Annotated in this window: 14 protein-coding genes; 10 read left to right on the top strand and 4 right to left on the bottom strand. The window is 69.4% G+C overall.

The window, feature by feature from the left end; translation table 11 throughout:
* Positions 1-35 precede the first annotated feature (35 nt).
* The 9 genes from H9L22_RS16940 (at position 36) to argS (ending at position 9,360) form a co-directional block, all read left to right on the top strand.
* Positions 36-1,610 (top strand): sugar ABC transporter ATP-binding protein, encoded by a 1,575-nt coding sequence (locus tag H9L22_RS16940; RefSeq protein ID WP_226965953.1) that lies wholly within the window; start codon positions 36-38, stop codon positions 1,608-1,610.
* Positions 1,600-2,607, top strand: coding sequence for an ABC transporter permease (locus H9L22_RS16945; protein WP_187720918.1), 1,008 nt, complete (start codon positions 1,600-1,602; stop codon positions 2,605-2,607). The genes H9L22_RS16940 and H9L22_RS16945 overlap by 11 nt, the downstream gene beginning before the upstream one ends.
* Positions 2,604-3,671 carry an ABC transporter permease gene (locus H9L22_RS16950; RefSeq protein WP_226965954.1) on the top strand — a complete coding sequence of 356 codons (1,068 nt, stop codon included), beginning with the start codon at positions 2,604-2,606 and terminating at the stop codon, positions 3,669-3,671. The genes H9L22_RS16945 and H9L22_RS16950 overlap by 4 nt, the downstream gene beginning before the upstream one ends.
* A 19-nt stretch (positions 3,672-3,690) precedes the next feature.
* Positions 3,691-4,020: a hypothetical protein gene (locus H9L22_RS19260; protein WP_226966379.1), complete on the top strand. Its 330-nt coding sequence runs from the start codon at positions 3,691-3,693 to the stop codon at positions 4,018-4,020.
* Complete coding sequence (locus H9L22_RS16955) at positions 3,966-4,544, top strand: sugar phosphate isomerase/epimerase family protein (RefSeq protein WP_264292640.1); 579 nt, start codon at positions 3,966-3,968, stop codon at positions 4,542-4,544. Before H9L22_RS19260 ends, H9L22_RS16955 begins: the two co-directional genes overlap by 55 nt.
* Before the next feature lie 100 nt (positions 4,545-4,644).
* On the top strand, positions 4,645-5,529 hold the full coding sequence (locus H9L22_RS19265) for an FGGY family carbohydrate kinase (protein WP_226965955.1): 885 nt from the start codon (positions 4,645-4,647) through the stop codon (positions 5,527-5,529).
* A gap of 5 nt (positions 5,530-5,534) precedes the next feature.
* Positions 5,535-6,239, top strand: coding sequence for an FGGY-family carbohydrate kinase (locus tag H9L22_RS19270; RefSeq protein WP_226965956.1), 705 nt, complete (start codon positions 5,535-5,537; stop codon positions 6,237-6,239).
* A gap of 99 nt (positions 6,240-6,338) precedes the next feature.
* Positions 6,339-7,670, top strand: a complete 1,332-nt coding sequence (locus tag H9L22_RS16965) for an MFS transporter (RefSeq protein WP_187720919.1) — start codon at positions 6,339-6,341, stop codon at positions 7,668-7,670.
* A 55-nt stretch (positions 7,671-7,725) separates the two neighbouring features.
* Positions 7,726-9,360, top strand: a complete 1,635-nt coding sequence (argS, locus tag H9L22_RS16970) for an arginine--tRNA ligase (RefSeq protein WP_187720920.1) — start codon at positions 7,726-7,728, stop codon at positions 9,358-9,360.
* Between the two features lie 177 nt (positions 9,361-9,537).
* Here the strand turns inward: argS and ppgK are convergent, their stop codons facing one another.
* From ppgK to H9L22_RS16990, 4 genes are read right to left on the bottom strand one after another with little or no spacing between them, the layout of a single operon-like run.
* The gene (ppgK, locus tag H9L22_RS16975; protein WP_187720921.1) at positions 9,538-10,317 is read right to left on the bottom strand and encodes a polyphosphate--glucose phosphotransferase; all 780 of its coding nucleotides are present in this window, start codon (positions 10,315-10,317) and stop codon (positions 9,538-9,540) included.
* 5 nt (positions 10,318-10,322) lie between these two features.
* On the bottom strand, positions 10,323-11,789 hold the full coding sequence (locus tag H9L22_RS16980; protein WP_187720922.1) for a PH domain-containing protein: 1,467 nt from the start codon (positions 11,787-11,789) through the stop codon (positions 10,323-10,325).
* Positions 11,789-12,313: a PH domain-containing protein gene (locus tag H9L22_RS16985; RefSeq protein WP_187720923.1), complete on the bottom strand. Its 525-nt coding sequence runs from the start codon at positions 12,311-12,313 to the stop codon at positions 11,789-11,791. Before H9L22_RS16985 ends, H9L22_RS16980 begins: the two co-directional genes overlap by 1 nt.
* Positions 12,310-12,942, bottom strand: a complete 633-nt coding sequence (locus H9L22_RS16990) for a DUF1707 SHOCT-like domain-containing protein (RefSeq protein ID WP_187720924.1) — start codon at positions 12,940-12,942, stop codon at positions 12,310-12,312. The genes H9L22_RS16985 and H9L22_RS16990 overlap by 4 nt, the downstream gene beginning before the upstream one ends.
* A gap of 154 nt (positions 12,943-13,096) precedes the next feature.
* Between H9L22_RS16990 and H9L22_RS16995 the strand changes: the two genes are divergently transcribed.
* Positions 13,097-14,218, top strand: coding sequence for a 6-phosphofructokinase (locus H9L22_RS16995; protein WP_187720925.1), 1,122 nt, complete (start codon positions 13,097-13,099; stop codon positions 14,216-14,218).
* Positions 14,219-14,220: the final 2 nt, after the last annotated feature.

Raw genomic sequence — 14,220 nt, forward strand, 5'->3', positions numbered from 1 at the left:
ACTTCCCCCACCTCCACGTCACCACAGGAGTACCCATGGCGGTGACCATGCCCCCCGTGCGCGTCACGGAGACAACCCCACGCTTCGCACTGCACGGCCTGTCGAAGCGCTACGGAGGCGTCCGCGCCATCCGTAATGCGGACTTCGAACTCATGCCTGGCGAGGTCCATGCCGTCGTCGGGGAGAACGGCGCAGGCAAGTCGACGATGATCAAAATCATCGCGGGCGCCGACTTCGCCGACACGGGCACCCTCGCGCTCGACGGAGCCGAGGTGTCGATCCGCTCGGCCACTGAGGCCCTCGACATGGGGATTGCCACCGTGTACCAGGAGGCCCAGCTGTTCGGGCAGCTCACCGTCGCCGAGAACATCTTCCTCGGCCGCGAGGTGACCCGCAGCGGGCGCATCGACTGGGCGGTGCAGAATCAGCGTGTCGTGGATCTGCTCGAGTCGTTCGGCCTGCCCGCCGGGTTCGTCACCCGCAAGGTGGAGGAACTCTCGGCCGCCGAGCAGCAGCAGGTGTCGATCGCGAAGGCGCTCTCGAACGAGGCGCGGATCCTGATCCTGGACGAACCCTCGGCCATCCTCACCGATGCCGAGATCGAGCGGCTCTTCGACGCAGTCAGGCGGCTGGCCGCCTCCGGGGTCTCCATCATCTACATCAGCCACCGGCTGGACGAGCTGTTCCGGATCGCCGACGCCGTCACGGTCATGCGCGACGGCGAGACGCTCGGTACCTTCGACATCGACCAGCTCAGCGTCGGCAAGCTCGCCGACATGATGGTCGGCGGAGAGTTCGCCGGGTCCACGGGTGATCGGATCCACGAACCGGGCGACGTGAAGCTCTCCCTCGACGGCGTCAGCTCCGGAGGCCGCTTCCACGACGTCTCCCTCGAGGTTCGCGGTGGTGAGGTCGTCGTCCTCTACGGCCTGGTCGGCTCAGGCGTCGCCGAGATCGCGGCCGCCGCGTACGGTAAGGCTCCGGTCACCGCTGGGCACATGCACCTTCTCGGGCGCCCGTACTCGCCGCGTTCCGCAGCCGAGGCGCAGCGGGCTGGGCTGGCGATGCTGCCGGCGAACCGGAAGCAGGAGGGCATGTTCTCGTTCCAGTCGATTGCCTTCAACACGTCGGTCGGCTCGCTGGATCTGTTGCGGAGATGGGGCATCCTCATGGACCACCCCCGCGAGCGGGAAGTGGCGGACGACATGATCGGACGGCTGGCGATCAAGACCCCCGGCCGGAGGCAGCCCATCGCGTCCCTGTCCGGCGGTAACGCGCAGAAGGTCGTCATCGGGCGCCAACTCGTGAAGAGCCCGGAGGTGCTGGTGCTCGCCGAACCCTCACAGGGCGTTGACATCGGCGCGAAGGACGAGATCCACAAGCTCATCGACCAGGTGTGCGCCGACGGCACCGCCGTCCTCGTCGCCACCTCCGACCTGACGGAGGCGCTGCGCATCGCGGACCGGCTGATCGTCATCCGTAACGGCACCACCTTCACTGAATATCCCCGTGGCGTTCGCGACTCGACCGTGCTGGCGGCCGCGTCCGGGGCCCTCACCGAAGACGAGGAAGCTGAGCTCGCGGAGAGGAGCGACGACGATGAGCGCTGACACGCTCGCCCGACCCGCCCAGGTGCGGCACCGGGTCCTTCCCTCCGCCATCACGGGGCAGGAGTACATCCTCATGGGCGTCATCGTCCTGCTGTGGGTGGTGCTGGCACTGGCGACGCCGGGTTTCCTGGAGCCTTACAGCATCCAGTCCCTGCTCTGGCGTCTCGCACCGATCGGGATCATGGCTATCGGCATGACCGTGATCATGGTGACGGCCGGCATCGACATCTCCATCGCGGCGATCCTGATGGTCTGTGCGGTGACTATGGGCAAGCTGATGACCGAGGGAGGCTGGAGCTTCCCGGCCGCCATCGTGGCGTCGCTGGTGATGGGAGCCGTGCTGGGCGCCGTCAACGGCCTGCTCATCAGCTATGGGCGCGTGCCCGCCATCATCATCACCTTCGGCACCTCGAACCTGTTCCAGTTCGTGGGCCTGAAGATCTTCAATAGCCAGACCGTCAACAACCTGCCCGCCAGCCGTGGTGTCCTCGGCCCCGGCCCGGACGGCCGGATCCTGGGCGTGCCCATCGCGTTCCTGATCATGGTGGTGCTCGTCGCCCTCGCCTGGATCTACCTACGTCACTTCGCGGGCGGACGACACTTCTACGCCATCGGAGACGATCAGCAGGCAGCCTCGCTTGCTGGCGTCAACGTCCGCTGGCGCACTTTCCTCGCCTACGTCGTCATGGGACTCCTCGTCGGGCTCGCCGCCGCGATCACCATCGCCGGCGGTACCTCGACGCTCGACCAGAGCGTCGGGAAGGGGCAGGAACTCATGGTCATTGCGGCGACCGTGATCGGCGGCACTTCCGTGATGGGCGGCAGGGGCAGCGTCCTCGGCGCAGTCCTCGGAGCCCTGCTGGTGCAGACGGTCGCCACGGGCGTCACGCAGCTCGGCTGGCCGTCGCAGCTGTCCAACCTCTTCGTCGGCGTCTTCATCATCATCGCGGTCGGCGCCGACCTCATCCGCGAGCGGCGCAGGAAGGCGAGGCTGTGAGCAGCACTGTGACATCCCGCAAGGACACGCGCGAGCGGCTCCATCTCGGACGCCTTCTCCTGACGAACCGTACGGTCCTGCTCAGCTTCCTGCTCGTGCTGGTCGTCGGCACCTTCGCGACGCTCAGCGCCACCGGCGTCATCTCTTCCGGGTACTCGTTCGACTATCTCGCGGCGGCGCTCATCAACCTGGTGCCGCTGACGATGCTCGCGCTGGCTCAGCTGCTGGTGATCGTCTCCGGCAAGGGCGGCATCGACCTGTCTGTCGGCGCCATCGTCAGCCTCGCCGGCATGTTGTTCGGCTTCATGCACGGGATGTGGGGCTGGCCCCTCCTGCCGGCGATCATCGCCACCGTCGCCTTCGGGGCCCTCTGCGGTCTGCTCAACGGGGTCCTCGTGGCCTACCTCGGCTACCCGCCGCTCATCGTGACGTTGGCGACCTACTACGCCATGTGGTCGATAGCGCTCGTGATCAACAACCAGAAGCCGATCAACAGTGCCCCCATCCAGGAGTTGTACGCGCTCAGCAAGGCCGTGGAGTTGCCCCTGATCGGGCAGTACCTGCCGTTGATCCCGATGGGCGTGTTCATCTTCCTCCTGCCGACGGTGCTCGTCGTCTGGTTCGTGATGTCGCGCACCACCTACGGTCGTGAGCTGTACGCCATCGGCACCAACGACGTGGCCGCCTCCTGGGCCGGCATCGACACCCAACGGGTACGGGCGCTTGCCTACGCAGGGGCGGGGGCCATCTCGGGCCTCGTCGCCGTGGTCACCGTCTCGCAGTTCGCCTCCGCGCGCCCCGACCAGGGCGTCTCGGGCAACGGCATGGCGCTCCCGGCCATCACCATGGCGGTACTCGGCGGCGTCGCGATCACGGGCGGCATCGGCACCGTGCTGGGCGTCGTGCTGGCCGCGCTGTTGATCGTGTGGCTCAACGCGGGAATCCTGCTGGCCTTCCAGGGCAACGAGGCCTCCCAGCTGCAGCTGTTCGCGCTTGGAGCGGTGCTGATCGGCGCTGCTCTCCTCAATGGCATCACCAACCGCAGGTTCAGCGGTACGAAATAACGAAGAAAGGTACGCATCAATGTTGATCGGCATCCATTCCATGGTGTGGGTAGGCGAGTGGTCGGAGAAGGCCGCGCGTGAAGCCATCATGCGGACTGCAGAGGCCGGCTACGACCTCATCGAGCTGTCCGCCGTCGAGCCCCACAAGTTCGACGCCGACCTGACTGCCCGCCTGCTCGCCGAGTACGGCCTTCAGTGCAGCGCGTCGCTCGGCCTGAGCCCCGCCAACGACATCTCCTCGGAGGACCCGGACGCCGTCGCCCGGGGCGGGCGCTGCTGCACGACGCACTCAACCTGGTCCGCGACACCGGCGGCTCGATGCTGTGCGGCGTCATCTACGGGGCGCTGACGAAGTACGCGCACCCGGCCACCGAGCGGGGCCTCGAGAACTCCAGGACGGTGCTCGCCGAGCTGGCCGACAAGGCCGCGGAGTCCAACATCCGGCTCGGCCTCGAGTTCTGCAACCGGTACGAGACCAACGTCATCAACACCACGCACGACACCCTCGAGTTCATCTCCCAGATCGGCCGTGACAACGTGATGGCCCACCTCGACACGTACCACATGAACATCGAGGAGTACTCGATGGCGGGCGCCGTCAAGGAGGCGGCCGCGGCCGGGAGGCTCGGCTACGTGCACGTCGGGGAGTCCCACCGCGGTCAGCTCGGCACGGGCTCGATCAACTGGGAGGAGTTCCTCGGGGCGCTCAAGGAGGTCGACTACGACGGCGTCGTGACCTTCGAGTCGTTCTCCAGCAAGGTCGTGCACCCCACCTTCAGCAACGACCTGGCCATCTGGCGCAACCTCTGGGACGACAACGTGGAGCTCGCCGCCGGGGCGCGCCGATTCCTGCGCGAACGGCTCGGGGTCTGACACGCGCACACGGGGTGCACGGCTGCCCTGCCCCCGGGTGGGTGTGACCGCTCACATCGGCTAGGCTCAGGGCAGCTCAGCTAAGTCACTGGAGGTCAGGGTGGATCAGGTCAACGCGGCGCGCGACGTCATCGTCTCGGGGGACACCGCACTCGGTATCGAGTTCGGGTCCACCCGGATCAAGGCCGTGCTGATCGGCCCCGATCAGCAGCCGCTCGCCACCGGCGGATTCGAGTGGCAGTCGAAGCTCGTCGACGGCAAGTGGACCTACGACGACGACGCCATCTGGGCGGGCCTGCGGGCCGCGTACGCGGACCTCGCCGCCAACGTGTCCGCCACCCACGGCGTGGCCCTTGAGCGCGTCGGCGCCTTCGGCATCTCCGCGATGATGCACGGCTACCTGGCCTTCGACAAGGCCGGATCTCTCCTCGTGCCGTTCCGCACCTGGCAGAACACCATCACCGGCGAGGCGGCCGGGGTGCTCACCGCACTCTTCCAGCACAACATCCCGCAGCGCTGGTCCGTCGCGCACCTCTACCAGGCCATCCTCGGCGACGAGGCCCACGTCGCCGACATCGACTTCCTGGCCACGCTCGCCGTCTACGTGCACTGGCGCCTGACCGGCGAGCGGGTCGCCGGGGTCGGCGACGCCTCCGGCATGTTCCCGATCGACACCACCAGCGGCGCCTTCGATCAGGCGATGCTCGCCCAGTTCGACGACCTCGTCGCCGACAAGGGCTACCCCTGGAAGACCGCCGACATCCTTCCCGCCGTGCTGCCCGCCGGACGCCCGGCGGGTGCGCTGACCGCCGAGGGCGCACGGCTGCTCGACCCGACCGGCATGCTGCAGCCGGGCGCCGTCGCCGCGCCGCCGGAGGGCGACGCCGGCACGGGCATGGTGGCCACCAACTCCGTCGCCCGCCGCACCGCCAACGTGTCGGCCGGCACCAGCATCTTCGCGATGGTGGTGCTCGAGGGCCGCTGAAGCAGTTGCACGAGCAGATCGATCTCGTCACCACCCCCGCAGGCGACCTGGTCGCCATGGCGCACTGCAACAACGGCACCGTCGACCTCAACGCCTGGGTGTCGCTCTTCGGCCAGGTGGGTGCCGCGCTCGGCGCCCAGGTCGACGCGAATGCCCTCTTCGAGACGCTCTACCGGGCCGCGCTGGAGGGCGACGCCGACGGCGGCGGCATGCTGGCCTACAACTACCTGGCCGGCGAACACGTCACCGGCCTCGAGGCGGGCCGTCCTCTGTTCGTGCGCACCCCGGCGAGCACCTTCACTCTCGCCAACTTCATGCGCACGCACCTGTTCAGCTCGCTCGGCGCGCTGCGGGTCGGCATGGACGTCCTGCTCAAGGACGAGGGCGTCCAGCTCGATTCCATGTTCGCCCACGGCGGTCTGTTCAAGACGAAGGGCGTCGCGCAGGGCTTCCTGGCGGCGGCCATGGACACGCCCGTCTCGGTGGGCGACCTCGCCGGCGAGGGCGGCGCGTGGGGCATGGCGCTGCTGGCGTCGTTCGTGCGCGCCGGCGGCGGGGACCTCGCCGCCTGGCTCGCCACGGAGGTGTTCGCGGGTGCCGAGGTGGAGACGATGACGCCGGTGCAGGCCGACGTCGAGGGCTTCGACACCTTCATGGAGCGCTACCGGGCGGGGCTGGTGATCGAGCGCACGGCGGTCGATTCCCTCTGATCCTGCGGCTAGGCTGGAGCGCGTCAGTACAGGGTTGCGCGCGACGGGAGGCTGGGACGTCGCGCAGTCGCTTCGGCGACGCACAACGCTAAGGATCCGATGACACCCCAGCGCCCAGCGCCTCAGGACGCGCGCCCGGACGAGCCGCAGGGCTTCCGTCGACTCGTGCGGATGGCCGGCCGGCCCTACCTGGTCGCCTCCGCCCTCGCCCGGCTGCCCCAGTCGATGCTCACCATCGGCGCCCTCACCTACGTCGCCGCGGGAGCCGCTGACTTCACGACCCCCGGCGCCGTCGCCGCGATCGCCGGTGTCGGCGTCGGACTCGGTGCCCCGATCATGGGGGCCGCCTCCGACAGGTGGGGGCAGCGCCGGGTCCTGCTCGTCTCGACGGTCGCGTACGTCGTGGCGCTCGCCGCACTGCTCGTGGCGGGCGCGCCCCATTTCCCTTCGACAAGCTCAGGGATCACGACAGGCTCAGGGATCACGACCGGTTCAGGGATCACCGGCGGGACCGTCGAGCTCGACCTGCCGCTCGCGGCCGCGGCCCTGTTCGCGGGCATGGTGGTCCCGCAGATCGGGCCCATGACCCGGGTCCGCTGGATCCGCCGTCTCACCGGGCCGCGCGACCACTCCGCCGTCGAACTGGCGCTCGGCTACGAGAGCACCATCGACGAGATGGCCTACGTCATCGGGCCGGCAGCGGTCGGGATCATCGCCGCAGCCGCCGGCGCCCCGATCCCGCTCGTGATCGCGGCGGTCCTCGTGCTGCTCGCCGTCCCCGCCTTCGCGTTCGACCGCAGCGCCACGGCCGCTGCTCCCCTGGGCAGGGACGGCGCCGGGGGCCCTGCCGCCGCCCCGGACCGGATCCGCTGGGGCTTCGTCATGATCGGCATCGCCGGGATGCTGGCGATCGGGACCGTGTTCGGATCGCTCGCGACGACCATGACGGTGTTCGCGGAGGTCACGGGAAACCCCGGCACCGGCGGCCTCATCTATGCGGCCATCGGGATCACATCCGGCCTGGGCGCGCTCAGCGTGTCGCGGTGGCCGGCGCGGTGGACCGCCGAGATCCGCTGGCTGGCCTGTGCGGTCGTCGCCGTCCCTGCCGCGGCGGTGCTGCTGCTGGTCACCGAGCCGTGGCAGATGGTGCTGGGCTTGCTGCTGATCGGCGCCCCGGTCGGCCCCGTCATGGTGACCATCTTCTCCGCTGCAGGGCGGCGGACGCCGCCGGCCCGGCTGGGGTTCGTCATGACGCTGCTGTCGGCGTCGGTGACGCTGGGGACGTCCGTGGGGAACCTCCTGGGAGGGACGGCCTCCGACGCCTCCGGCTATCAGGCGGCGCTGGGCGTTACCGTCGGCGCATCCGTCGCGCTGCTGGTGGCCGGCTTCGGATTCCTGGCGTACGCACGCAGGGAGCGCGCCACGGCGTAGCCCGATCGAGCGTCAACGGTTGGGGCGAACGCTGCGACGATGAAAGAATGGGCCTATGCAGTCCCTGCCCGCGATTCTGGATGCCCGTCTGCGCGCCGTCACCGGCGTCGACCCCGAGATGCGTCCCGCCACCAAGCCCCAGTTCGGTCACTACCAGTCCAACGTGGCGCTGCGCCTCGCCAAGGCAGAGGGCCGTCCGCCGCGTGAGGTGGCAGCGGGCATCGTCGAGCGCCTCGACGTCGCCGACCTGTGCGAGCCGCTCGAGATCGCGGGCCCCGGGTTCCTCAACTTCCGGCTCCGCTCCGACGTCCTCGCCGGCTCCGTCACCGAGCTGCTGGAGGACACCGCGGGGGGCCTCAACAAGGTCAACCATCCGCAGCGGGTCGTCATCGACTACTCGGCGCCGAACGTAGCCAAGCAGATGCACGTCGGGCACCTGCGCACCACGATCATCGGCGACTGCTTCAACCGTGTCCTGAGTGCGCTCGGTCATGAGGTCATCCCGCAGAACCACATCGGCGACTGGGGCACCCAGTTCGGCATGCTCATCGAGGAGGTCCTCGACGAGAAGCTGGACGTGCCCACCCTCGACCTGACCGCCGCGGACGCCCTCTACAAGCGCGCCGCGGCCCGCTTCCGCGAGGACGAGGAGTTCGCCACCCGCGCCCGCTCCCGCGTCGCCCTGTTCCAGGGCGGCGACGAGGAATCGCTGACCATCTGGCGGCAGCTGGTCGACATCTCGAAGCCCGCGTTCAACGAGGCCTACCGGCGGCTGGGCGTCCTGCTCACCGACGACGACCTCGCCGGCGAGTCCACCTACAACGACGACCTCCCCGTCCTCGTCAAGGAGCTGGAGGAGTCCGGCGTCGCCGTCGTCGACAACGGTGCGCTGTGCGTCTTCGTCGAGGGCTTCGAGGCCCCGCTGATCGTCCGCAAGTCCGACGGCGGCTACGGCTACGCGACGACCGACCTGGCCGCCATCCGCCGCCGGGTCCGCGACCTGAAGGCCGACCGCATCATCTACGTCACCGACCTGCGGCAGGGCGGCCACTTCGCCCAGGTCTTCGCCGCGGCCCGCAAGGCAGGCTTCCTGCCGGAGCATGTCGTCGCCCAGCACGTCGGCTACGGCATGGTGCTCGGCCCCGACGGCCGCCCGTTCAAGACCCGCGACGGTTCGGCCGCCACGCTCGAGTCGCTCCTCGACGCTGCCGAGGAGATCGCGGCGCCCAACATCGCGCTGGCCGCCATCAAGTACGCCGACCTGTCCAACGGGCTCCAGAAGGACTACACCTTCGACCCGGAGCGCATGGTCCAGACGACCGGCGACACGGGCCCCTACCTGCAGTACGCCCACGCCCGCGTCTCGCAGATCCTCCGCAAGGCCCAGGCCGAGGGGATCGGCTACGGCGCCGTCACCGTCCTCGAGGACCCGGTCGAGCAGCAGCTGGCGCTGCAGCTGAGCCGGTTCGGCGAGGTCGTCGACGAGGTCGCGCAGCAGCTCACCCCGCACAAGCTGTGCGGCTACCTGTATGAGCTGGCCGGCCAGCTGGCGTCGTTCTACGAGGCGTGCCCGGTGCTGAAGTCGGAGAGCGACGTGCGCGCCTCCCGCCTGGCGCTGTGCGCCGCGACGAAGCAGGTGCTCGCGCTGGGGCTCCGGATGCTGGGAATGGACGCGCCCGAGCGGATGTGAGGACGGGTCTCTAGCCCTTCGACTGGCGCAGGGAGCGAGCTCGCGCACCCGAGTCCCCCGGGGACGATGTGCACGAATCTCCATGGAGCCGCCGCTGCGTGCATATGCACACAGCGGCGGCCTGAGCCAGCTCAATGCTCGCGGGAGCCAGATTCGTGCACGAAAAGGACCCGGGGGTCAGCCCTTGATCTTCGGCTCCGGGTGCTCCATCGCGTCCTTCGCCTTCAGCGCCGCACCGACGATGCCCGCCTTGTTCCGCATCACGGCCGGGACGATCGGGGTGCGCAGCTTGAGCAGGTGGCCGAACTTGTCCCAATCCTTCGACACGCCGCCGCCGACGACGAACAGGTCGGGGGAGAACAGCATCTCCAGGTGCGCGTAGTAGGGCTGCAGCCGCTCGTAGGTCCACTCCTCGTAGGAGAGGCCCTCCTTGTCCTTGATGGACGACGCGGCGCGCTTCTCAGCGTCGTGGCCGTCGAGCTCGACGTGGCCCAGTTCGGCGTTGGGGATCAGGACGCCGCGGTAGATCATCGCGGTGCCGATGCCGGTGCCCAGCGTGGTCAGGACGACGAAGCCGTCGTTGCCCTTCGCCGCGCCGAAGTGCACCTCGGCGAGGCCGGCGGCGTCGGCGTCGTTGACGAGGACGATCTTCCGGCCGAGCTTCTCCTGGAAGTAGGCGTCGGCGTTGAGCCCCTTCCACTTCTGGTCCAGATTGGCGATGAACGGCACCGTCCCGTGCACGACGGGGGCGGGGAACGTCAGCCCGACGGGGGTGTCACCGATCTGGTCGGCGAAGTGGTCGATGATCTCACCGACGACGGCGGCGACGTTGCTCGGCGTCGACTTCGAAGGGGTGGGGATGCGGAGACGGTCCGCCGTGAGTTCGCCGGTGGCGAGGTCCACGGGACCGCCCTTGATGCCCGAACCGCCAACGTCGATGCCGAGGATGATGCTCATGCGCGCTAGCGTAGCGGCTCGCCTTCCGTGGGCTCGAAGCCGGTTCGCCCTTCCGGCATCTCGACCTCCAGAGCCTGCCCCGCAGCCTCGTCAGCCGCCACCTCGGCGACGGAGTCCGTGGCCCGGCGCGCCAGCCGGGCCCGCTCGACCTGATCCTGCAGCAGCCGCCGTGCGTCAGCCTCGGCGAGGTGGTAGATCTGCAGGTCGACGGGGCCGTCGGTCGTGTGCACCGACAGGCTGGCCAGGCCGAGACGACGCTGCAGCGGACCCTGCTGCACCGAGGCCGACTGCATCCGCCGATGCGGCACGATCGTGCGGCGGTTCTCGAGCAGCCCGTGCTCGGCGACGATCACGTGCTCGCCGATGCCCCAGGTGTGCGTGCGGAAGGTGAGCGGCGTGAGCCACTTCGCGGTCGGCGGCTGCCCGTGGACCGTGACGGTCGTCAGGTCCAGCTCCGGCCACAGTGCGGACAGCACCCGCTGCACGTCGGCCGCGGTGCCGGCGGGCAGCACGACGGCGTTGCTGCCGTCATCCGCGTCGCCGTCGCCGCCCGCGTAGCCGAGGACCGTGACCCGCATCTCGTACATGCCGGTGAGCTTCTGCAGCAGGTCCTGGCTGATCACGACGCCCTGGACGCGGGCGGGACGCAGACCCTGGTTCGCCTTGCTCAGCGCCCCGCGGTGGATCCGCAGCGCCCCGCCGCGGCGTGTCATCCGGAAGCCCCAGTTCTTGCCGACGCGCCCCCACACCCAACCGCCGATTGCGAGGATGCCGGCGATGAAGGTGAACGTCGCCTCGCTGAGGATCGACAGCCCGACCAGGAGGACGCCGCCCGCCACAGCGGCGATCGTCCCGAGCGTGACGAGGCTGCCGATCAGCAGCGTGGTGGGGGACACCGCGACGATGAGCTCGTCCTCCGCATCGGCGACGGCGGGGAGGGCTTCCGGGTCGGCGCCGCCGGTGGCGTGGGTCCTGGCCTCGTCGCGGGAGACGGCCATCTTCTCCAGTAGGTGCTCGCGCAGTGCCTCGGCCCGCCGCTTCGTCAGGTACGACAGGTCGACGCCGCCCTCGCCGCCCACGTCGATGTGGACCTTCGCGAGGCCGAGCAGACGGGCGATGAAGGGCTGGGAGACGTCGATCGACTGCACCTTCGTGTAGTCGACGCGGCTGGACGACCGCCAGATGAAGTTCCGTTCGACGCGGAACTCCTCGTCGTCGGCGATGAAGGTCGTGGTGCGCCAGGTGATGACGCCGCCGAGCCCGATGAGAACGATGACCACCAGCGCGATCCCGGCCATGACCAGCATGGCGCTGTCCGCGTCGCCGGGTGACTCCACGAAGTCGCGGCCGACTGCGATCGCGACGGCGATCAGCGCGATGGCGCCCCGGGCGATCCCCGTGAGGGGCGACGGGCGTTCGACGACCTTGGGTGGAGCCTCGGACGGAACCTCTGGCAGGGAGGGGTCGGACACTAGATCCCGGCCTGCTGCTGCTCGCCCGCCGCGATGAGTCGGTCGCGCAGGGCGGTCGCGTCGCCGCGGTCCAGGCCGGGGATGATGACGGTGCCGCTCGTCGACGACGTCACCAGCTGCACCGTCGACAGGCCGTAGGCCCGCTCGATCGGGCCCTGGCTGACCTCGACCAGCTGCATCCGGCCGTACGGCACACACGACAGCGACCGCGACCACAGGCCGCTGGTGAGGTAGATGTCCTCGTCACGCTCGGCATACCCCCAGCGGGCGTAGACCCGCGGCGCACGCCAGAGGCGCCAGCCGATCCAGACCAGCGCCACCGGCACGAGGATCGCCAGCGCCCACCACAGCTTCGTCACGGCCAGGATGACGGCGGGGATGAGGAACAGGACGCCCCACACCGTGGGGATGAGCATCCGCTTCATGCGGAGGTAATTGGGGGAGAGCCTCTTCCATTCGCCGGTGGGTGGGGCGAACAGGTCATCGTCGGTGAGGGTCCGCGCGTCGGGCAGCTCGGCCGTCATCGGGTGAAGCGCTCGTACTTGCGCGGGTTCTTCGCCCGGGGACCGATCACCTGGATGTCCGCCATCACGATCGTTCCCGTCACGTTGATGACGATGCCGCTGGGGTGGGGCACTTGGCCGTCAACCTTCGTGTCGCCCATGATCGTGGTGAGGCCAGAGAAGTTCACCTCGACCCCCTCGGGGACGCGGATCTTCACGTCGGCCATCATGCCGCCGAGGTACAGGGTCGTCACGTGGCTGGCGAAGGCGGCGCCGACGAGGTCGATCTTCGCGTCCGCGAGCCACACGTTGACGGTGACCTCCTCGGCGACGCGGGTGATCGCGCCCGGCTTGAGCGACGACAGGATCGCGTTGCCGCCGACGAAGTCGGTAGGCAGCGCCGGGGTCCGCGGCGCTGTGACCGGCTGCGGAGTCGGCTGGCCGGCCGGCCGCGGCTGATGCACCAGGTCGGTGGTCAGCGGGCTGAGGTCGCCGAAGGTGCGTGCATCGTAGGCGCGGGCGATGCGGTCGGCGTGCTCATCAAACGTCAGCCTGCCGTCCGCATAGGCGTTGTTCAGCACCTGGGCGACCAGCTCGCGGTCCTGATCGGCGCAGCGGAGGTGGTCGAGACGGTGGGGCTGCAGGGACATGGGTCCACTGTAGTGATGCGGGCGGCGAAAGGACCCGGGTGCCGGGTCAGTTCCGGGGGAGGTCAGGGCCAACCCGGAGCACCGTCCAAGTGCAGGAACCCCCGTCGGGAGGAGGGCCGGGGCAATAGGCTGACCGACAGACAAGGAGGCGACCATGGGTAAACGGGTGGGGATTCTGACCGCCGGGGGCGACTCGCCCGGCCTGAACGCTGCGATCCGTGGCTTCGGCAAGGCGGCCATCGGACGGCACGGCATGGAGCTCATCGGCTTCCGCGACGGTCTGCGGGGTCTCGTGGAGAACCGCACCCAGGTGCTCGACGGGGCGGCGCTAGCGGGCATCCTCACCGTCGGCGGCACGATCCTCGGCACCTCGCGGGACAAGCCGCACAAGATGGTCATCGACGGTGAGGTCCGTGACATGGTGCCCACCATCATCGAAAACTATGAGCGCAACAAGCTCGACGCCATCGTCTGCATCGGCGGCGGCGGGACGGCGAAGAACGCGAACCGGCTCTCGCAAGCCGGGCTGAACGTCATCCACCTGCCGAAGACGATCGACAACGACATCGCGCACACCGACACCAGTTTCGGCTTCTCGACGGCGCTCGGGATCGCCACCGAGGCCGTCGACCGGCTGCACTCGACGGCGCACTCGCACCACCGCGTCATCGTCGTCGAGATCATGGGCCACAAGGCGGGCTGGCTCGCGCTCGGCGCAGGCATCGCAGGCGGCGCCGACATCATCCTGATCCCCGAGATCCCCTACTCGGTCGAGTCGATCGCCGAGTCGGTCCGCGGGCGGGCCACCTCGGGACGCAACTTCTCCGTGATCGCGCTGGCCGAGGGTGCCCGCGACCTGCAGGACGCAGCCGACCTCGCCGCGGCCGGCGCCCTGGTGAAGGGGGCCAGCACGCCGGAGGCCAAGGCGGCCGCCGCCAAGCACAAGGCCGCCGTCGAGGCCGCCCACCGCGACAACCCCTTCAAGCTGGCGAACAGGCTGGAGGAGGCGACCGGGTTGGAGTCGCGCGTCACGATCCTCGGCTACGTGCAGCGGGGCGGCACCCCCGACGCGAACGACCGGCTGCTGGGCACGCTGCTCGGCTCGGCCGGGGCGCAGCTCGTGGAGGAGGGACGCTTCGGCATCACGGTCGCTTCGCAGGGCGGCGACGCCGTCCCGGTGCCTCTCGACGAGGTCGCGGGCAACCTGAAGACGGTGCCGGTGGACCATCCCTGGGTCAAGGCCGCCCGCGACGTGGGCACCGGCCTCGGGGACTGAGG

The organism is Tessaracoccus defluvii, assembly GCF_014489575.1.
GTDB classification, from domain to species: Bacteria; Actinomycetota; Actinomycetes; order Propionibacteriales; family Propionibacteriaceae; genus Arachnia; species Arachnia defluvii.

Coding starts and splice junctions, on each gene's coding strand:
- H9L22_RS16940 (WP_226965953.1), top strand. CDS start 36: ATGGCGGTGACCATGCCCCCCGTGCGCGTCACGGAGACAACCCCACGC.
- H9L22_RS16945 (WP_187720918.1), top strand. CDS start 1,600: ATGAGCGCTGACACGCTCGCCCGACCCGCCCAGGTGCGGCACCGGGTC.
- H9L22_RS19260 (WP_226966379.1), top strand. CDS start 3,691: ATGTTGATCGGCATCCATTCCATGGTGTGGGTAGGCGAGTGGTCGGAG.
- H9L22_RS16965 (WP_187720919.1), top strand. CDS start 6,339: ATGACACCCCAGCGCCCAGCGCCTCAGGACGCGCGCCCGGACGAGCCG.
- argS (WP_187720920.1), top strand. CDS start 7,726: ATGCAGTCCCTGCCCGCGATTCTGGATGCCCGTCTGCGCGCCGTCACC.
- ppgK (WP_187720921.1), bottom strand. CDS start 10,317: ATGAGCATCATCCTCGGCATCGACGTTGGCGGTTCGGGCATCAAGGGC.
- H9L22_RS16985 (WP_187720923.1), bottom strand. CDS start 12,313: ATGACGGCCGAGCTGCCCGACGCGCGGACCCTCACCGACGATGACCTG.
- H9L22_RS16990 (WP_187720924.1), bottom strand. CDS start 12,942: ATGTCCCTGCAGCCCCACCGTCTCGACCACCTCCGCTGCGCCGATCAG.
- H9L22_RS16995 (WP_187720925.1), top strand. CDS start 13,097: ATGGGTAAACGGGTGGGGATTCTGACCGCCGGGGGCGACTCGCCCGGC.